19 protein-coding genes are annotated in these 18,913 nt (G+C 66.4%); all 19 read left to right on the forward strand.

Annotation, left to right across the window (positions count from 1 at the left end; all coding sequences use genetic code 11):
* On the forward strand, positions 1-204 hold a 204-nt coding region (locus tag NLI01S_RS00780), incomplete at its 5' end, for a hypothetical protein (protein ID WP_223809058.1).
* A complete protein-coding gene (locus tag NLI01S_RS00785) occupies positions 201-536 on the forward strand; it encodes a DUF6507 family protein (RefSeq protein ID WP_067597520.1) in 336 nt (111 codons plus the stop codon). The genes NLI01S_RS00780 and NLI01S_RS00785, both read left to right, overlap by 4 nt.
* A 31-nt stretch (positions 537-567) precedes the next feature.
* Positions 568-1,071, forward strand: coding sequence for a hypothetical protein (locus NLI01S_RS25495; RefSeq protein WP_157090899.1), 504 nt, complete (start codon positions 568-570; stop codon positions 1,069-1,071).
* Between the two features lie 60 nt (positions 1,072-1,131).
* A complete protein-coding gene (locus NLI01S_RS00790) occupies positions 1,132-3,663 on the forward strand; it encodes a hypothetical protein (protein ID WP_157090900.1) in 2,532 nt (843 codons plus the stop codon).
* Between the two features lie 5 nt (positions 3,664-3,668).
* Complete coding sequence (locus NLI01S_RS00795) at positions 3,669-4,541, forward strand: immunity 49 family protein (RefSeq protein WP_084392223.1); 873 nt, start codon at positions 3,669-3,671, stop codon at positions 4,539-4,541.
* A gap of 41 nt (positions 4,542-4,582) precedes the next feature.
* On the forward strand, positions 4,583-5,464 hold the full coding sequence (locus tag NLI01S_RS00800; RefSeq protein WP_067597526.1) for an immunity 49 family protein: 882 nt from the start codon (positions 4,583-4,585) through the stop codon (positions 5,462-5,464).
* A 58-nt stretch (positions 5,465-5,522) separates the two neighbouring features.
* Positions 5,523-6,233 (forward strand): demethylmenaquinone methyltransferase, encoded by a 711-nt coding sequence (locus NLI01S_RS00805; RefSeq protein WP_067597529.1) that lies wholly within the window; start codon positions 5,523-5,525, stop codon positions 6,231-6,233.
* 417 nt (positions 6,234-6,650) lie between these two features.
* Positions 6,651-7,955, forward strand: a complete 1,305-nt coding sequence (locus NLI01S_RS00810; protein ID WP_067597532.1) for a geranylgeranyl reductase family protein — start codon at positions 6,651-6,653, stop codon at positions 7,953-7,955.
* A 221-nt stretch (positions 7,956-8,176) separates the two neighbouring features.
* Positions 8,177-8,536 (forward strand): NADH-quinone oxidoreductase subunit A, encoded by a 360-nt coding sequence (locus NLI01S_RS00815; RefSeq protein ID WP_067597535.1) that lies wholly within the window; start codon positions 8,177-8,179, stop codon positions 8,534-8,536.
* 64 nt (positions 8,537-8,600) lie between these two features.
* Positions 8,601-9,146, forward strand: a complete 546-nt coding sequence (locus NLI01S_RS00820) for a NuoB/complex I 20 kDa subunit family protein (RefSeq protein ID WP_067597538.1) — start codon at positions 8,601-8,603, stop codon at positions 9,144-9,146.
* Positions 9,147-9,148: 2 nt separating this feature from the next.
* Positions 9,149-9,895: an NADH-quinone oxidoreductase subunit C gene (locus tag NLI01S_RS00825; RefSeq protein ID WP_067597541.1), complete on the forward strand. Its 747-nt coding sequence runs from the start codon at positions 9,149-9,151 to the stop codon at positions 9,893-9,895.
* Positions 9,896-9,950: 55 nt separating this feature from the next.
* Positions 9,951-11,246, forward strand: a complete 1,296-nt coding sequence (locus NLI01S_RS00830) for an NADH-quinone oxidoreductase subunit D (protein ID WP_067597544.1) — start codon at positions 9,951-9,953, stop codon at positions 11,244-11,246.
* Positions 11,243-11,992, forward strand: a complete 750-nt coding sequence (gene nuoE / locus NLI01S_RS00835) for an NADH-quinone oxidoreductase subunit NuoE (RefSeq protein ID WP_067597547.1) — start codon at positions 11,243-11,245, stop codon at positions 11,990-11,992. Before NLI01S_RS00830 ends, nuoE begins: the two co-directional genes overlap by 4 nt.
* Entirely contained in the window at positions 11,989-13,311 is a 1,323-nt protein-coding gene (gene nuoF, locus NLI01S_RS00840) for an NADH-quinone oxidoreductase subunit NuoF (protein ID WP_067597550.1), read from the forward strand. The genes nuoE and nuoF overlap by 4 nt, the downstream gene beginning before the upstream one ends.
* Positions 13,308-15,767: an NADH-quinone oxidoreductase subunit G gene (locus NLI01S_RS00845; protein WP_067597553.1), complete on the forward strand. Its 2,460-nt coding sequence runs from the start codon at positions 13,308-13,310 to the stop codon at positions 15,765-15,767. The genes nuoF and NLI01S_RS00845 overlap by 4 nt, the downstream gene beginning before the upstream one ends.
* The gene (nuoH, locus tag NLI01S_RS00850; RefSeq protein ID WP_067597556.1) at positions 15,764-17,137 is read left to right on the forward strand and encodes an NADH-quinone oxidoreductase subunit NuoH; all 1,374 of its coding nucleotides are present in this window, start codon (positions 15,764-15,766) and stop codon (positions 17,135-17,137) included. Before NLI01S_RS00845 ends, nuoH begins: the two co-directional genes overlap by 4 nt.
* A complete protein-coding gene (nuoI, locus tag NLI01S_RS00855) occupies positions 17,130-17,678 on the forward strand; it encodes an NADH-quinone oxidoreductase subunit NuoI (RefSeq protein WP_067597560.1) in 549 nt (182 codons plus the stop codon). Before nuoH ends, nuoI begins: the two co-directional genes overlap by 8 nt.
* A complete protein-coding gene (locus NLI01S_RS00860) occupies positions 17,675-18,622 on the forward strand; it encodes an NADH-quinone oxidoreductase subunit J (protein ID WP_067597563.1) in 948 nt (315 codons plus the stop codon). The genes nuoI and NLI01S_RS00860 overlap by 4 nt, the downstream gene beginning before the upstream one ends.
* On the forward strand, positions 18,610-18,909 hold the full coding sequence (gene nuoK / locus NLI01S_RS00865; protein ID WP_013156051.1) for an NADH-quinone oxidoreductase subunit NuoK: 300 nt from the start codon (positions 18,610-18,612) through the stop codon (positions 18,907-18,909). The genes NLI01S_RS00860 and nuoK overlap by 13 nt, the downstream gene beginning before the upstream one ends.
* Positions 18,910-18,913 lie beyond the last annotated feature (4 nt).

An 18,913-nucleotide genomic window follows, 5' to 3' on the forward strand; every position in this document is an offset into this window, starting at 1 on the left:
TCCAGGACCGTGATGGCCCGGCGTGCGGGCTCCTTGGGAGGCCGTGTCACCACGGTCGCCCGCTCATTGCACTCCGTCCTGCGAAGACTGGACTCCAACATCGTTCGCTACGAGCACGAGCGAGTGGACCACCACGCCATGGACGAGTCCCCACCCCCGGAGAACTTCCGTCCCGAACTCTTCTCCGGTGGGGGCGATCTATGAGCGAGTGGGATGTCGACCCCACCGGCGTGGGCGGTGTTCTCCACAACGTGGCCGACCAGGTCGGTGACGGCGGTGGAGAAGCGCTCGACGGTCACCTCACCTCGCTCGCGAACTCACTTGTCGAGGCCGCCGGCTCGTCCATGAGCGGACCCGTCGGATCCGAGCTTTACGCGTTGCTCGAACACGTCGGCGAGATGTGCGAGGAAATGGTCGGTCGGGCCGGATCCGCGGTCGAAGGATGCGCGGAAGCCGTCGACGCCTTCCTCGTCGGCGACATGGAGATGGCGGCGGAGGCCCAGAGCGCCGCGGGAACAATCGACGACCCGGCTTGATCCCCCACTCTCGCTAGGACAGACGAATCACATGCCCCTCATCGAGGACTTCAGGCCCTCACACGATGACGATCCCCGCAACCAACAAGCGATCGACCACGATCCCAACACCCTCATCTATCCTCCGCTGATCCCCCGACCCGCCACGATCGTGGAGAACCTTCGGGAGGCGATAGGCACGATGAGGTCGGCGGCCGGGTCGATCAGCGACAGCGGCCACGACATCGAGGACACCTGGGGTGCCCTCCCCAACCACTACTCGGCGCCTGGCAGCGACACCCTCTTCTCCGCCATGGGACGGGTCTCCGAACGGGGAGACGACATCGATGGCGACATCGCCTCGGCGGTATCCGAATTGGAGACCTTCGCCGACGCGGCCGAGACCGCCAAGGAGAGGCTCGGTTCGCTCCGGGAGGAGGCCTGGGAGTTTCGTGAGGAGATGCAGGCCGAGGACGCCTGGAGCGAGAACCCGATCAACACGCTCCGTAACCTTCAACTCAAACTCGCGGTCAACAAGGCATGGGGTGAGTACTAGGACGCCGAGCGCGACTGCGCGACCGGGCTTTCATCGATCAGTGGTTCCGGTAACACCTACGTGGCCGCCGGTGAGGGCGAACCCGACACCGGAGAGGTCGTCTGCGGGATCGACCCGAACGACGTCCCCGATCCGAACTTCGACCCCGGCAAGTTCTCCGACTGGAAACGGGTCCACGAGTTCACCTGGGACTACCTGGAAAACGGCGACAAGCCCAGGGGCATGAACTGGGCGGTCGACGCCGGGATGGCCGGCTGGGACAACTTCGGCGGCGGCATGGTCTGGGACATCGGTGTCAACGCCGTGTCGGCGACCGGGCTGTGGCATGCGAACAGTGGTTGGGCCCAGAACGGTTCCGAAGCCTACGACAACGCCAAGGACCACCTGAAGGAGACCCTCAAGGGATACGGGGCGCTCGCGGGCTTGTACGGCGGAGCCGGCAACGTCCTCGACGATGGTGATTTCACCGGGGAAGCCTGGCTGCAGAACATGGGCGAGTCCTGGAAGGAGGTCGCCCACGACCTGGTGCCGTGGCGGGAGTGGGACGACCGTCCCATGTACACGATCACCACTGCCGGAGGAAACCTCGCGCTGACGCTGGTGGGTGGTCTGCCGGTGCGAGGTGCGACCATGCTCGCCAGGGTGGGGACCGGGGCGTTCCGACTGGACCTCGACGGGTTCACTCCATCCCTCCACCTCGGCCCAGGGTTGGCCGCACGTCCGGGTTTCGACCTGTCCGATGTCTTCCGTGGCCGGAATCCGGATGGGTCCGGGGGAGTGCTCGGTCGGTTGAACGACCTCTCCGTGCGGCTCAACGAACTCACCACCCGTTGGTCGACACCGGAACAGTCGGTTCCGGACCGGCCCACGCCACCGTTCGCGAACCACGGCGACGCAGATGGCTCGGGTAGCAGACCTACGCGCTCCGACGAATCCGAAGGCTCCCGCGACGGCCGCCGTTCGGAGGAGCCCGCCTCGACGGGGCGTCGGAACGAAACCGAGGACCGATCGGTTCGTGGACTGTCCGCGGAGGTCGACCGGTTCAGCGCGATGGACGCGGAAAAGCGTGCCCGTCTGCTGAAACGCAGTCTGGACCGGGCAACGGTCGGACCCGGCGGGATGGAGATCCCCGGGCCCGACGGTCTCGGACGCCGCAATGGAGAGGACGGTTTCCGGGCTCAGAGTTCCACCGCCGGCGAACCACATGGTGGACATGATGGAACCCGGGCGCGAGACGGACAGAGCCCTGGAAGTACCGCTTTGCTGGAGCGCGACTCCGGCGGTCACTCTGGGGGGACCGGCACGGGTGGTGCTTTCGGTTCCGGCGGAGGTCCCGCTCACTTCGGTGGTGGGGGTGGTGGAGGTGGTGGTCGCCCCGATGATCCCTTCGCCAATGGAACCGGGGACGATCCCAGGCCACCCGGCCCCAAGACCCTGGCGGAGTTCGAGAAGCACCGCTGGGGTGACCAGAAGGACCCGGCCGCGGAGGAAGCCTTCCTGCGGGATGTGGAACATCTGGTCAACCACGACGAGGGTTTCCGGAAGAAATATTACAACCGGATCGGTCATCGGGTTAAAGAAGATCTTAAGATCGGACTGGAGAATTGGCAGCTTCCCAAGCTCCACATCAATGAGAATACTGGTTGGCGCACACCTCTCAAGCAGCCGGATTCACCGGACTACTATGGGGACAAGACCAAGGTCAGGATCAATAGCCCTGACTTCCTCAAGGATTCAAATGGGAATCCGCTGACAGGTGACGAGCTCGCCAGGAAGGAGAAACTCCGCGAAGATTTCAGGAGCCTTGATGCTTTGGCGGAACAGAAGGCGAAGACGTACGATGATGCGGTAAGAAAAAACGAAACTTTCAAGGCGGCGGAGAAGAAATACGGGAAATATGTAGAAGGTGGAGAAAATCATGACCTGCTCGAAAGGGCGCACCAGGACAAGGTGGATGCTTATCACAAATCGACGAAGGTGGCCGAAACCTTTGGCGAGGAGTCGGCGAAGATCGCCGCCCGCTACGAATTCGACGGAAGTCCTCTGCTTGACAAGCATGGCAATGAGGTTATGCGGGAGGTCAAGGATGATCAAGGCAACGTGATCGGAGAGGAGAAGGTCGTCAAACCGGACCTGGAAGGTGCGACCCTTTTGGGCCGTGGGTCCGGGGTTCCTGGAAACGGAAACAGTCAGTTCGATCTGATCTATGAGACCAAAGACGGGGATATCGTCATCGTCGAGGCCAAAGCCAGCACGAAGACTTCCTTGGGTACAAGGATCCATGCCCCGGTAGGTGGAAGCGCCGCCGATGTCATGCAGGGGACCAGTGGCTATTTTGATTCGATCCTTGATGCCATGCGTGGCCGAGGCCATGGCTCTAAGGTCTCAGTAGGTGAGGGTTCAAAAATTATCGAAGATGACAAAACGGAGGATAGGAGGATATCGGTGGGAGAGCGGGAGCTTGCTGATTACATTGAAGGAAAAATGAAGGAGGGTAAAGTTACGTACGCTTTGTTTAAGGGGAATCCAGTATCTGCAAAAGGTGGCTATTCCGCTAACGGATATGACTATCAAATTTTCGATGTAGGATAATTATCATGCATGTGGCTCGTTCTGAAATTATGCGCAAGGTCGACGAAGACGATATTCGGTATAACCAGAAGTATATTGAGAAGCAGGTGAGTTCTCTTGCTGATGGGGCGAGGGGTATGCACCTTGGAATCAATAATATGACTGGAAAGGTTTTGGAGTTCTTGGTTGTCGATCCTCGGGTTGAGGAGGTTCGGACCTGGGAAGCGTGGGTGACGTCGATGCAGTATCACTGCGCGTTCTATCAGGTGTCGATGGCGGAGCCTTATTCTCGGGTGGAGTGTTCGGTCGGTGGTCGGCTGTGGGATCTGGGTAGTTTGAAGCCGAACTGGGCGATCAATGCGAGTTCGTGGATCGGTGTTATGCGTAAGGCCTTGACTTGTCGTTCTGCTGATCGGTCTCGGTTTTTGGCGCATGTTCCGGTCGAGGTATTGCGTAGTGCGGGGGAGAGTGAGGGTAGTCGTTTCATGGCCGGTGTTTATGCGGAGGTGGAGGCGTGGCAGGCGTTTGTCCTGGGTTCGCCTGATGCGGCGGGGTTGGTGGAGCGGGCTCGGGTGTTGTCGGATCCGAAGCGGGCTTCGTTCGCTGCTGATCACGCGGAGATGGTGACGCTTCCTGAGCTGGATGTTCTGGGCAGGTTGGTCGCGGGGGACGGTCCCGGGTTCAATGAGGCTTTGGTGCGGGCCTTGGAGTCGTACCGGGAGTACAGCGCCGAAGAATTTGCCAGTGGCGGGTTTGAGGGCATCGTGCCGCTTGGGTTGCTGGCGTTGGCCTGTCTGGCCCATGACGGGGCCGTGGAGGGTGTGTCCCTCGAAGTGGAGTCCGATTATCTGCCCGCCGGGATCGTGAACGGTTCCTGGCTCGACGCCTTCCCCGTCTAACGACCTGTCGCATCAGTCGTCCTACTTAGAGGAGACCTCACATGGTTTTCGTTCCCCGCCGCACCCCGATCGGGTTCACGGTCGACGAGTCACGGGTGGAGGCTATCGAGGCCGAGCGTGAGCGTTACGTCCGGCTCTTGGTGGAGGAGACGGCGACCGCCGACGTCCACCTCGACGCGGTGTACCGCCTCGCCATGGAATTGCTGGTCCTGGACCCCGAGTGCACCTGGATCTGGGCATGGGACGCGTGGGCGTTCGCCTTCCAGTACCACCACGCCGTCGTCGCGCTCGGGACCAGTTCGCGGGGCACCGAACTGGAGTTGTTCGTGGACTACGAGAGCCGCTCGCTGGTCTCTCCAGGGGCCATGGCCGGAGCGGACGCGCGGACCTGGCTGACCGCGTTCTTCATGGGCTTGATCTGCCGGGACGAGAAACGGGTCCGGCACCTGGCGTCCATCCCCATCGAACGGTTGCGCGGAGAGGGCAAGGCCCGGCACCCCGAGTACGTCTACGCCTGGGTGAGCGCCCTACAAGCACTGATCAACCTTGACGACCGGCTTGTCGCGCACCTGCGGGAGGCGATGGAGGGGTCGGACTCCCATTCCCGAGAGGACGCCGGATCGGCGCTGGAACTGGACCTGCTGTTCTTCCCCCAACTGGACCTGCTGCGCGCCTACCTGACCGGCGAACCGGACGACTTCGAACGCACACTGGTGCGCGGCCTGGAGATGTTCGGGGACTTCCACGCCCGCTCGGAGGAAACCGATCCGCTGGAGCAGGTCCTGCCCCTCGGCCTGCTGGGGCTGGCTAGCCTGGTCTACGACGAGGCCGGGCGCGATCCGGACCAGCGGATGGACGTGCGTTCGGATTACCTTCCTCGGGTCCTCCTGGAGGGCGGTCGGTACGGGGAGTGCCAGGTCTGATCCCGCACCGGGCGAGGGCGGTCTCAGGCGCCTGTCGGGCCCCCTTAGTCTTGTTGCCATGACCCGCGCGAAGCTCGACAAGCAGCCCAAGGACGTCGCAGCGATGTTCGACGGCATCGCAGAGAACTACGACCTCGTCAACGACGTCATCTCGCTCGGCCAGGATCGTGCCTGGCGTCGGGCCGTGGTCGACGCGGTCGACGCCCACAGCGGTGAGCTGGTCCTGGACCTGGCAGCGGGCACCGGAACCTCCTCGGAGTCCTTCATCAAGAAGGGCGCTCGCGTCATCGCCTGCGACTTCTCCCTCGGGATGCTCGGCAAGGGCGCCGAGCGGCGTGGCGGTGCCTCTCGCGGTGGGGTGACGTTCGTGGCCGGCGACGCGCTGTCGCTGCCGTTCGCCGACGAGACCTTCGACGCGGTGACCATCTCCTTCGGTCTGCGCAACGTCGCCGACGTGGACCAGGCCCTGCGTGAGTTGCAACGGGTGACCAAGGTCGGTGGCCGGTTGGTCATCTGCGAGTTCAGCCACATCCCGGTGGAGTTCGTCGACAAGATCTACTCGACCTACCTGATGGCGGCGCTGCCCAAGGTCGCCGGCGCCTTCTCGGGGCGGAGCGAGGCCTACGACTACCTGTCGGAGTCGATCATGGCCTGGCCGGACCAGGCGGAGCTGTCCAAGTACCTCCAGGCGGCCGGTTGGTCACGGGTGGCCTGGCGCAACCTGACGCTGGGCACGGTGGCCCTGCACCGTGGTTTCCGGGAAAAGTAAAATCCGACATAACGCCCAAGTGGCTTTATTGTTCGTATAAATTAACAAAGTTCTCAAGTCCCAAGGAGTCCTGCTCCTTGGGACTTTTTACGTTACTGGTGAGTCACTTGGTCCTGTTTATCCGCCATGAGCTGCACTGTTGTCGTCAAGTGGCGCTTTGATGCCGGCTGTGGTGGTTATGGGTTCAATATCCGATTCATTGAAGAACGGCCCCCGGGTGTCGCCTCTTTGCTCTCGGGGGGCTAGACTTCGGAAAAGAGGCTTGTGAAGTGCTTCACAAGCGCACGAGGCGTAGGACACATGGCCCTATGTCGGACAAGTCGGAAGTCCCGAACCGACCCATAACACCCCCGTTGGCGGGTCGAACCCGCACTGGCCCGCCACGGTAGGACCGCGCGAGTAGTCGAGGACCCACCCGTGAGTGAGACAGCCACCTCCGCTCCCAGAGGCCGCGAGCGGATCGAGTACGACGCCGACGTCATCGTCGTCGGTGCCGGCCCCGCTGGTGCCACCACCGCCTACTACCTGGCCCAGGCCGGATTGGACGTCCTCCTCCTGGAGAAGACCTCCTTCCCACGGGAGAAGGTCTGCGGTGACGGACTGACCCCCAGAGCCGTGAAACAGCTCACCTCGATGGGAATCACCTTCGAGGACGAGGGTTGGATCAAGAACCACGGCCTGCGCATCGTCGGCGCCGGCGTCCGGCTCGAACTCCCCTGGCCCGAACTGGCCGCCTACCCCGGGTACGGACTCGTCCGCACCCGTTTCGACTTCGACCAGATCCTGGCCGAGAGGGCGGTCGGCGCCGGGGTGAAGCTCCTGGAGCGCACCAACGTCACCGGGCCGATCATGGACGAGCGCAGCAACCGCATCGTCGGTGTGCGCGCCAAGAACGCCGACCGCGAGCCCGTGAGCTTCCGGGCGCCGCTGGTCGTGGCCTCCGACGGAAACTCCTCCCGTCTCTCCGTGTCCATGGGGATCCGCAAGCGTGACGACCGCCCCATGGGCGTGGCCGTGCGCACCTACTTCGAGAGCCCCCGTCACGACGACGACTACCTGGAGTCCTGGCTGGAGCTGTGGGACCGCAGCGGCGACAAGGACGTCCTCCTGCCCGGCTACGGCTGGGTCTTCGGCGTGGGTGACGGCACCAGCAACGTCGGCCTGGGCATCCTCAACTCCACCTCCGCCTTCCAGGACGTCGACTACCGCAAGCTACTGCGCCGGTGGACCGACTCGATGCCCGAGGAGTGGGGCTTCAACGACGAGAACCGCAAGGGCAAGATCCTCGGCGCGGCGTTGCCGATGGGCTTCAACCGGGTTCCGCACTACTCGCGCGGGCTGATGCTGGTCGGCGACGCGGGCGGCATGGTCAACCCCTTCAACGGCGAGGGCATCGCCTACGCCATGGAGGCCGGCCAGATCGCCGCGGACGTGATCGTGCAGTCGCACGGTCGCACCACCCGGCAGACCCGGGAACGCGTCCTGTTGAGCTACCCGGAGATCCTCGCCGACACCTACGGCGGCTACTACACGCTCGGTCGCTACTTCGTGAAGGTCATCGGTCAGCCCGAGTTCATGAAGTACGCGACCAAGTACGGGCTGCGTCAACGCACCCTCATGAAGTTCGTGCTGAAGATGCTCGCCAACCTCACCGAGCCGAACAAGGGCGATGCCATGGACCGGGTGATCAACGGTTTGAGCAAGATGGCGCCCGCGGCCTGATCCGCGGTTTCTCGCGACGTCGCACTTTGGGCGCTTGAGCACGGGCCGAAGCGCCGGCGGAGGCCCGAAAAGATACAGCGTTCTCGTGATGGGCGCCCCTTTCGGGTGCTTTCGAAAGGGTGCCCCTCACACCGAAAAGGATGCGGGACATGCAGGTGAAAACGTTCACAAGACCGCCGGGCGCGCGCCCCGGTGGGCCGTTCAACGGAGGAGGGTGAGCCGTGGAGCTGTACACACCGCTACTCGTGCTCGGCGGGATCGGCGCCGCCTTCGTGGTGGTGTCGATGGTCGTCGGAGCGATCGTCGGACCCAAGCGCTACAACCGCGCCAAGATGCAGGCCTACGAGTGCGGCATCGAGCCGACCCCGCAGCCGGCGGGCGGCGGCCGTTTCACCGTCAAGTACTACATGACGGCCATGATGTTCATCGTCTTCGACATCGAGATCATCTTCCTCATTCCCTGGGCGATCCACTTCGACGCCCTCGGCTGGTTCGGTCTGATCGCGATCATCCTCTTCCTGGTGAACGTCTCCATCGCCTACGCATACGAGTGGCGTCGCGGAGGCCTCGAATGGGACTGACCCGTGCACCCCACCCCCAGGCACCACAGACCCGGCAGTTCAGCCTTGAGGAGGTCCGAAGCTGATGGGACTAGAAGAGAAACTCCCCGCGGGGATCGCGCTCACCACGGTCGAACAGGTCGCCGGGCTCGCCCGTAAGACCTCCATGTGGCCGGCCACGTTCGGTCTGGCCTGCTGCGCGATCGAGATGATGTCGGTCGGTGGCCCCCATTACGACCTGGCCCGTTTCGGCATGGAGAAATTCGGTGCCACCCCCCGACAGGCCGACCTGATGGTCGTCGCCGGACGCGTGAGCCAGAAGATGGCGCCGGTCCTACGGCAGATCTACGACCAGATGCCCGAACCCAAGTGGGTCATCGCCATGGGCGTGTGCGCTTCCAGCGGAGGCATGTTCAACAACTACGCGATCGTCCAGGGCGTGGACCACATCGTCCCCGTCGACATCTACCTGCCGGGCTGCCCGCCCAGGCCGGAGATGTTCCTGGACGCCGTGCTCAAGCTCCACGACAAGGTGCAGAACACCAAGCTCGGCGCCCATCGGGAGCAGGAGATCACCGAGACCGAGGAGCGGATGCTCCGTCATTCGCTGCCGCTGGTGACCAAGGACTGAACATGAGCAACGAGTACGAGCGCGACCGTGACGAGGCGGCGGAGAACCTGCCCGACCAGCGCGGGCGTGAACGGTTGGCCGCGCCGGTCAAGCGAACCGGCATGTTCGGGTCGACGACCACGGGGGACACCTCCGGGTTCGGTGGGCTGAAGGTGCGGGGGAGCGCTCCCGTCCACAGCAGTCGGCCCTTCACCGACCCCGACGATCCGCGCACCGCCGACTTCGACCGGGTCGCCGACGACCTGGAGGCGGCGTTGAACGCCCTGGAACGGGCGGACCTCGTCGAGCGGGTCGAGGTGGCGGTCGGGGAGATCACCTTCCACGTCCGCCGCGAGGGTCTCCTGGAAGTGGCCCGGGTACTGCGCGACGATCCCGCCCTGCGCTATGAGCTGTGCACCGGCGTGGTCGGGGTGCACTACCCCGACCACGCCGGACGCGAGCTGCACGCGGTCTACCACTTCCGGTCGATCACCCACAACAGCGAGATCCGGGTCGAGACCACCTGCCCCGACGCCGACCGGCACGTGCCCTCCATCGTGTCGGTCTACCCGACCAACGACTGGCACGAGCGCGAGGCCTGGGACTTCTTCGGGATCGTCTTCGACGACCACCCGGCCTTGACCCGTATCCAGATGCCCGACGACTGGGACGGTCACCCCCAGCGCAAGGACTACCCACTGGGCGGCGTCCCGGTCGAGTACCGGGGCGCGACCGTGCCCCCACCGGACGAGCGGCGGGACTACAAGTGAACCGCCCGGCCACCACACGAGTGATTCGAAGGGCCATCCAGAAGGGAGGCACGGCATGACCGTCACCGAGGACTACATCGACGCCTCCGGTGGGGACTGGGACGACGTCGTCGAGAAGGCCCAGGGCAGTAGCGCCGAGCGCCTCGTCGTCAACATGGGGCCGCAGCACCCGTCCACGCACGGCGTGCTCCGGCTGATCCTCACCCTGGACGGCGAGACCTGCACCGAAGCCCGTGTCGGCATCGGTTACCTGCACACCGGTATCGAGAAGAACATGGAATACCGGACGTGGACGCAGGGCACCACGTTCGTGACCCGCATGGACTACCTGACGCCGCTCTTCAACGAGACGGCGTACTGCCTGGCGGTCGAGAAGCTGCTCGGCATCACCGACCGCGTCCCCGACCGGGCCAACGTCATCCGGGTCCTGCTCATGGAACTGAACCGGATGGCCTCGCACTTCGTGGCCATGGCGACGTTCGGCATGGAGCTGGGCGCCACCACGATCATGACCAACGGCTTCCGTGAACGCGAGATGATCCTCGACATCTTCGAGCTCATCACGGGTTTGCGAATGAACCACGCCTTCATCCGTCCCGGCGGGGTGGCCCAGGACCTGCCCCCGGGCGCGGTCGGCAAGGTGCGGGAACTGCTCAAGGACATGCCCGAGCGCATCAAGATCATGCGCAAGCTCCTGGACGAGAACCCCCTCTACCTGGCCCGGACCAAGGACGTCGCCTACCTCAACCTGCCCGGTTGCATGGCGCTCGGCGTCACCGGGCCGCTGGTACGCGCCTCCGGTCTGGCCTGGGACCTGCGCAAGGCCAAGCCCTACTGCGGCTACGAGAACTACGAGTTCGACGTGCCGGTCTCCGACGGCGGCGACGTGTACGCCCGTTACCGGGTGCGCATGGCCGAGATGGAGGAGAGCCTCAAGATCGTCGAGCAGTGCCTGGACAAGCTGGAGCCCGGGCCCGTGATGATCGAGGACGCCAAGATCGGTTGGCCCGCCAAGCTCGCGCTGGGTCCGGACGGTATGGGCAACTCCCCGGATCACATCGCGCACATCATGAGCGGCTCGATGGAGGCGCTCATCCACCACTTCAAGTTGGTCACCGAGGGTTTCCGGGTCCCGGCCGGCCAGGCGTACGCGGCGGTGGAGAGCGCCAAGGGCGAACTCGGCTGCCACGCCGTCAGCGACGGGGGCACCCGCCCCTATCGCGTCCACTTCCGCGATCCGTCGTTCACCCACCTCCAGGCCGTCGCCGCCATGTGCGAGGGCGGGACGGTGGCGGACGTCATCGCGGCCGTGGCCAGTATCGACCCGGTGATGGGAGGCGTGGACCGGTGAGCGAGAACAACGACAACGGGACCACCGAGACAGAGCAGAGCGTCTTCACCGACGAGGTGGTGGCCCGCCTGGCGCAGGACGCCAAGGAGATCATCAGCCGCTACCCGAAGCCGCGGTCGGCGCTACTGCCGCTGCTGCACCTGGTGCAGTCCGAGGAGGGGTACGTCAGTCGGGACGGCATGAAGTTCTGCGCCGACCAGCTGGACATCACCCTCGCCGAGGTCAACGCGGTCGCCACGTTCTACACCATGTACCGCCGCCGCCCCGGCGGCGACTACCAGGTGGGCGTGTGCACCAACACCCTGTGCGCGGTGATGGGTGGAGACGAGATCTTCTCCTCCCTCAAGGAGCACCTGGACCTGGAGAACGGCGAGACCACCGAGGACGGCAAGGTCACGCTGGAGCACGTGGAGTGCAACGCCGCCTGCGACTTCGCCCCCGTGGTGATGGTCAACTGGGAGTTCTTCGACGACCGCACGCCCGCCACCGCCAAACAGATGGTCGACGACCTGCGGTCGGGCAAGGACGTCGTGCCCACCCGCGGTCCGAAGAGCCTGTGCACCTGGAAGCAGGCCTCGCGCGTGCTCGCCGGGTTCGACGACGGGCGCGCGGGCGAGGGCGTCCAGGCGGCCGCCCCGTCGCTGGCCGGGCTCAGGCTCGCCCAGCAGCGTGGGTGGACGGCTCCGGACCCCGACGACCTCCCCACACCTTCTTCCGACGAGCAGGGTGAGGAGGGCGCCAAGTGACCACCCTGACCCCGATCCTGTCCAAGAACTGGGACCGCCCCGACTCCTTCACGATCGACGGTTACCGGGCCACCGGCGGCTACGAGGCGCTGCGCAAGGCGCTGGCCATGGAACCCGACGGCATCGTCGACCTGGTCAAGGAAGCCGGTCTGCGCGGCCGGGGCGGCGCGGGCTTCCCCACCGGGATGAAGTGGGGGTTCCTGCCCAAGGACAACCCCAACCCGCGCTACCTCGTCGTCAACGCCGACGAGTCCGAGCCGGGTACCTGCAAGGACATCCCGCTCATGCTCGCCAACCCGCACGTGTTGGTGGAGGGCGTGGCGATCGCCGCCTACGCGATCAAGTCCGGCCAGGCCTTCATCTACGTGCGTGGTGAGGTCCTGCACGTCATCCGCCGGCTCCGTCAGGCGGTGGCCGACGCCTACGAGGCCGGACTGCTCGGCAAGGACATCCTCGGCACCGGCTTCGACCTCGACGTCGTCGTGCACGCCGGGGCCGGCGCCTACATCTGCGGTGAGGAGACCGCCCTCCTGGACTCCCTGGAGGGCTACAAGGGCCAGCCCCGCCTCAAGCCGCCGTTCCCGGCGGTGGCCGGTCTCTACGCCTCGCCCACCGTGGTGAACAACGTGGAGTCCATCGCCAGCGTCCCGGGGATCGTCGCCAACGGCGCCGAGTGGTTCACCTCCATGGGTACCGAGAAGTCCGCCGGGTTCGGCTTCTTCTCGCTGTCCGGGCACGTCGCCAACCCCGGCCAGTACGAGGCGCCGCTCGGCATCACGCTGCGCGAACTCCTCGACATGGCGGGCGGGATGCGCGCCGGGCACGAACTCAAGTTCTGGACCCCGGGTGGTTCCTCCACGCCGATCTTCACCGACGAGCACCTGGACACCCCGCTCGACTTCGAGTCGGTGGGCGCCGCCGGGTCCATGCTCGGCACCCGAGCCCTCCAGATCTTCGACGAGACCACCTGCGTGGTGCGCGCCGTCGGCCGTTGGATCGCCTTCTACGCCCACGAGTCCTGCGGCAAGTGCACGCCCTGCCGCGAGGGCAACTTCTGGATGGTCCAGGTCCTGGACCGGCTGGAACGGGGCGAGGGCACCGAGGCCGACATCGACAAGCTCCTGGACATCTGCGACAACCTGCTCGGCCGCTCCTTCTGCGCCCTGGGCGACGGCGCCACCAGCCCCGTCATGTCGTCGATCAAGTACTTCCGCCAGGAGTACGTCGACCACTTCGAGAAGGGCGGCTGTCCCTTCGACCACTCCAGGTCCACCCTCTGGGCGGACCGGCCGACCTCTGCAGAGGGAGGGAACCGATGACCGTCACCTCCAACACCTCCGGCGGGTCCTCACCCGCCCCGCCCCCGGAGGACCTGATCACCGTCACCATCGACGGTTTCCAGCTCCGGGTGCCCAAGGGGACCCTGCTGATCCGCGCGGCCGAGCTGCTCGGCATCCAGATCCCCCGGTTCTGCGACCACCCGTTGCTCGATCCGGTCGCCGCCTGCCGCCAGTGCCTGGTCGAGATCCCCGACATGGGCAACGGCCGCGGGATGCCCAAGCCACAGCCCTCCTGCGCCATCACCGTGATGGAGGGCATGGTGGTCAACACCCAGTTGACCTCCCCGGTGGCGGAGAAGGCCCAGCGCGGGATCATGGAGTTCCTGCTGATCAACCACCCGCTGGACTGTCCGGTCTGTGACAAGGGCGGCGAGTGCCCCCTCCAGAACCAGGCCATGTCCACGGGCCAGGGCGAGACGCGGTTCATCGACGTCAAGCGCACCTTCCCCAAACCCGTCTCGCTGTCGACCGAGGTGCTGCTGGACCGTGAGCGCTGCATCCAGTGCACGCGTTGCACCCGATTCGCCGCCGAGATCGCCGGTGACCCGCTGATCGAGCTCATGGAACGCGGCGCCCAGGAACAGATCGGCATCGCCGAGGGGGAGCCGTTCGACTCCTACTTCTCCGGCAACACGGTGCAGATCTGCCCGGTGGGCGCGCTCACCGGCGCCGCCTACCGGTTCCGCTCACGCCCCTTCGACCTGGTCTCCACCCCCAGCATCTGCGAGCACTGCGCCGGCGGTTGCGCGCAGCGCACCGACCACCGACGGGGCAAGGTCACCCGACGCCTGGCCGGTGACGACCCGCAGGTGAACGAGGAGTGGAACTGCGACAAGGGGCGATGGGCGTTCACCTACGCCACCCAGGCCGACCGGCTCAGCCGCCCCCTGGTCCGTGACGAGGACTCCAGGGCCCTGGAGTTCGCCTCCTGGCCCGAGGCCATCGGTATGGCCGCCCAGGGGCTGGCCGCCGCTCGTGGCAACGTGGGCGTACTGGTCGGCGGGCGCCTCACCTACGAGGACGCCTACGCCTACGCCAAGTTCGCCCGTGTGGCCCTGGGCACCAACGACGTGGACGCCCGCGCCCGCGAGCACTCCGTCGAGGAGGCGGACTTCCTCGCCGCGCGTGTGGCGGGCAGGCCGGTGGACGTCGACTTCACCTCGGTGGAGAAGGCACCCGCGGTGCTGCTCGCCGGGTTCGACCCCGAGGACGAGTCGGCCTCCACGTTCCTGCGCCTGCGCAAGGGCATGCGCAAGCGAGGACTGAAGGTGTACTCGCTGGCCTCGCACTCCACCCTGGGTCTGACCAAGACCAAGGGCACGCTCGTCCGGACCGTCCCGGGTGATGAGGGCCGGACCCTCAACTCCCTGGACGTGGAACACCCCGAGATCCTCCAGGCCATGGGCCAGGAGGGCGCGATCATCCTGGTGGGCGAGCGGCTCGCCGCCGTCCCCGGCGCGCTCACCGCGGCGATCGCCCTGTCCGAACGCACCGGAGCCCGCCTGGCGTGGATCCCGCGTCGCGCGGGTGAGCGCGGCGCCATCGACGCCGGGGCGCTTCCGAACCTGCTGCCCGGCGGACGCCCCGTCGCCGACGCCTCGGCACGGGCCGAGGTCGCCCGAGCCTGGAACGTCGGTTCCCTGCCGAGCGAACCCGGCCGCGACACCGACGCGATCATCGCCGCGGCCGCCGCCGGAGAACTGGACGCACTGGTCATCGCGGGACTGGAACTGGACGACCTGCCCGACCCGGAGGCGGCCCGCGCCGCCCTGGCCCGGGTGCCGTTCATCGTCAGCCTGGAACTGCGCGCCAGTGACGTCACCGACCGCGCCGACGTGGTGCTCCCGGTGGCCTCCGTCGCCGAGAAGTCCGGCACCTTCGTCAACTGGGAGGGTCGCCACAGGCCCTTCGGTGAGGCGCTCAAGGTGCCCGGAGCCCTCTCCGACCTGCGGGTCCTGTCCGCCATCGCGGACGAGATGGACGTGCACCTGGGTCTGCCCGACGCCGCGGGCGCCCACCGGGAACTGCTGGAGCTGGGCCCGTGGGCGGGGAACCGCCCCGTCGGCCCGTCCGCGCGCCCGGTGGCCACGCCCGAACCCGGCCCCGGCCGCGCGCTGCTGTCCACCTGGAAGCAGTTGCTCGGCACCGGTCGCATGGAGGACGGAGAGCCCTACCTGGCCGGGACCGCCCGCAAGGCCCGCGCCTACCTGTCCAAGACCACGGCGGAGGAGGTCGGCGTCTCCGACGGCGGCTCGCTGCGCGTCACCGGTCCCTTGGGAACGGTGACCGTGCCCGCGGTCGTCACCGACATCGCCGACCGGGTCGTCTGGCTCCCGGCCAACGCGCACGGCTGCGACATCCGTCGTGACCTGGGCGCCACCGCCGGGCAGACGGTCGAACTGGCCTCGCCCACCACCAACGGGAGGCAACAGTGACCCCCGCCGCCCTCGATCCGCGCGTGGCCGACCTGGCCGCGGAGAGCACCCTGAGCGCCTTCGGGAACGACCCGTGGTGGATCACCACCATCAAGGCGCTGGGCATCTTCGTGTTCCTGATGGTCTGCGTGCTGATGATGATCATGGCCGACCGTAAGGTCATGGGCCGCATGCAGCAGCGACACGGACCCAACCGGATGGGCCCCTTCGGTCTCCTGCAGTCCCTGTTCGACGGGATCAAGCTCTCCCTCAAGGAGGACGTGATCCCGCGCAGTGTGGACCGGTTCGTCTACATCGCCGCGCCGATGATCGCCGCCATTCCGGCGTTCCTGGCCTTCTCGGTCATCCCGATGGGGCCCGAGGTGAACATGTTCGGGGTCATGACCCCGCTACAGCTCACCGACCTTCCCATCGCCGCGCTGTTGGTGCTGGCCACCGCCGCGCTGGGCGTGTACGGGATCGTCCTGGGCGGCTGGGCCTCCCAGTCCCCGTACGCCCTGCTCGGTGGCCTGCGCGCCTCCGCGCAGGTGATCAGCTACGAGGTCGCCATGGGCCTGTCCTTCGTGGCGGTCTTCATCATGGCGGGCACCCTCACCACCTCCGGCATCGTCGCGGCCCAGGAGAACCTGTGGTTCGCGGTGCTGCTCCTGCCCTCCTTCCTCATCTACATCGTCACGATGATCGGCGAGACCAACCGGCTCCCGTTCGACCTGGCCGAGGGCGAGGGCGAGATCGTCGGCGGCTTCATGACCGAGTACGGGTCCATGAAGTTCACGATGTTCTTCCTCGCGGAGTACGTGAACATGTGCACCGTCGCCGCGGTGTCCGTGACGCTCTTCCTCGGCGGCTGGTACGCGCCGCCAGGGGTCACGGCGATCATCCCCGGCGCCAATGAGGGCTGGCTTCCGCTCCTGTGGTGGCTGCTCAAGTTCGTCGCCGTGATGTTCCTGTTCATCTGGGCCCGGGGCAGCCTGCCGCGTGTGCGCTACGACCAGCTGATGAAGCTCGGCTGGAAGGTCCTCATCCCGATCCAGCTCGTGTGGATCACCGGTGTGGCCGTCGTGCGCATGCTCATCCTGGACGGCGCCTCCCCGGTCATCATCGGGGCGGTCGTCGCGGCCTTCACCGTGGCCACCATCGCCGCCTTCGCCGCTTGGGTGCGCTTCGTGCGCCGTGAGCGCGCCGAGGAGGCCAAGGCGCGTGCCGAGAACGCGCGCCGAGCCCACAAGGAACCCTCCTTCGGCGGGTTCCCGGTGCCCCCGAGCACCGCCGCCCACTACGGCAGCCGCGTGCTCGCCGAACCGTCGCGGACGGCCTCGGCCGGCACCGTCGAACGCAACCAGAAGAAGGGGGAGGTTACCGGTGCTTGAGTGGCTCAACCCCGTCAAGGGTTTCGGTGTCACCTTCCACACGATGTTCAAGAAGGTGCCCACCGTCGAGTACCCGGAGGTCAAGCGCCCCACGGCGCCGCGCTTCCACGGACGGCACCAGCTGAACCGGTGGGCCGACGGCCTGGAGAAGTGCATCGGGTGCGAACTGTGCGCCTGGGCCTGCCCGGCCGACGCCATCTACGTGGAGGCCGGTGACAACACCGACGACGACCGGTACTCGCCCGGCGAACGCTACGGTCGCGTCTACCAGATCAACTACCTGCGCTGCATCCTCTGCGGTCTGTGCGTCGAGGCCTGCCCGACCCGGGCGCTCACCATGACCAACGAGTACGAGCTCGCCGACGACAGCCGGCAGAGCCTCATCTGGACCAAGGAGCAGCTCCTGGCGCCCCTCACCGAGGAGATGGAGCAGCCCCCGCACCCGATGCGGCTCGGCGACGACGAGCAGGACTACTACGCCACCGGGCGTGGTCAGCACGGCACGCAGGACCGGCCGGAGAACGCGGAGGCCACCCGGTGACCCCGCTCGACACGACTCCGCACGTACTGCACTCCGCCGCGGGAGCGCCGATCGGATCGGGGGAGACCGCCCTGTTCTGGGTGCTGGGCACCATCGTGGTGCTCGGCGCCCTGGGCGTGGTCTTCTCCCGCAAGGCCGTCCACTCGGCCCTGTCGATGGCGCTGACGATGGTCGGCCTGGCGATCTTCTACGGCGTCAACGAGGCGCCGTTCCTCATGGTCGTCCAGATCGTCGTCTACACCGGCGCCGTCCTCATGCTGTTCCTGTTCGTGCTGATGCTCGTCGGCGTCAGCTCCTCCGACTCCCTGTCGGAGACCCTGCGCGGACAGCGGCTGATGACGGCGATCGTCGCGATCTGCTTCATCGGCGCCCTGGCCACCGGGATCACCCGTATCACCGTGGGCGATCCGGCCGGGATCGCCGCCGCGGCCCCGGTGGGAGGAACCATCCCGTGGCTGGCCGGCGAGCTGATCATGCGTTACCTGGTCGCGTTCGAGGCCACGGCGGCGCTGCTCATCACCGCCGTGCTCGGTGCCATGGTGCTCGCGCACACCGCCCGGATCGGCAAGCGCCGCACCCAGCGGGAGATGTCCGAGGACCGCATCCGCGGCGACCACCCCACCCCGCTGCCCGGACCGGGCACCTACGCCCGGCACAACGCGATCGACATGCCCGCGCTGCTGCCGGACGGCACGGTCTCCCAGCTGTCCCTCAACCCCGTCCTCACCGCGCGCGACCCCCAGTACCAAAAGGGCGTGCCCATGGACATCCGGGCGACCCCGCTCCAGGGCGGGGGATCCGACGCGGTCCGACCCGAGGACGACGAACCCGCCGCCGGGAAGGGGGTCCGACCCACCGGCGACGGTGAGGACGGCCCCGACCCCGCGGTCGACAACGGCACCAACGGCAAGGGACAGGAGGTCGAGTCCACGTGGACCCGATGAACTACATCGTCCTCGCGGCGCTTCTGTTCACCATCGGCGCGGTCGGCGTCCTCGTCCGACGCAACGCGATCATCGTCTTCATGTGCGTGGAGCTCATGCTCAACGCCTGCAACCTCGCGTTCGTCGCGTTCGCCCGGATGCACGGGGACATCGAGGGGCAGGTCATCGCGTTCTTCGTGATGGTCGTCGCCGCCGCCGAGGTGGTCGTGGGCCTCGCGATCATCATGCAGATCTTCCGAACCCGCAGGTCCGCGTCGCTCGATGACGCCAACCTGCTCAAGCACTAGAAGG

The sequence above is a fragment of the Nocardiopsis listeri NBRC 13360 genome (genome assembly GCF_001570765.1).
GTDB lineage: Bacteria > Actinomycetota > Actinomycetes > Streptosporangiales > Streptosporangiaceae > Nocardiopsis > Nocardiopsis listeri.

What these genes read in the sequence shown, in the direction of transcription:
- NLI01S_RS00825 (WP_067597541.1), top strand. Translation starts at nt 9,149, where the DNA reads ATGAGCAACGAGTACGAGCGCGACCGTGACGAGGCGGCGGAGAACCTG.
- NLI01S_RS00830 (WP_067597544.1), top strand. Translation starts at nt 9,951, where the DNA reads ATGACCGTCACCGAGGACTACATCGACGCCTCCGGTGGGGACTGGGAC.
- NLI01S_RS00805 (WP_067597529.1), top strand. Translation starts at nt 5,523, where the DNA reads ATGACCCGCGCGAAGCTCGACAAGCAGCCCAAGGACGTCGCAGCGATG.
- NLI01S_RS00795 (WP_084392223.1), top strand. Translation starts at nt 3,669, where the DNA reads ATGCATGTGGCTCGTTCTGAAATTATGCGCAAGGTCGACGAAGACGAT.
- NLI01S_RS00845 (WP_067597553.1), top strand. Translation starts at nt 13,308, where the DNA reads ATGACCGTCACCTCCAACACCTCCGGCGGGTCCTCACCCGCCCCGCCC.
- NLI01S_RS25495 (WP_157090899.1), top strand. Translation starts at nt 568, where the DNA reads ATGCCCCTCATCGAGGACTTCAGGCCCTCACACGATGACGATCCCCGC.
- NLI01S_RS00820 (WP_067597538.1), top strand. Translation starts at nt 8,601, where the DNA reads ATGGGACTAGAAGAGAAACTCCCCGCGGGGATCGCGCTCACCACGGTC.
- NLI01S_RS00785 (WP_067597520.1), top strand. Translation starts at nt 201, where the DNA reads ATGAGCGAGTGGGATGTCGACCCCACCGGCGTGGGCGGTGTTCTCCAC.
- NLI01S_RS00800 (WP_067597526.1), top strand. Translation starts at nt 4,583, where the DNA reads ATGGTTTTCGTTCCCCGCCGCACCCCGATCGGGTTCACGGTCGACGAG.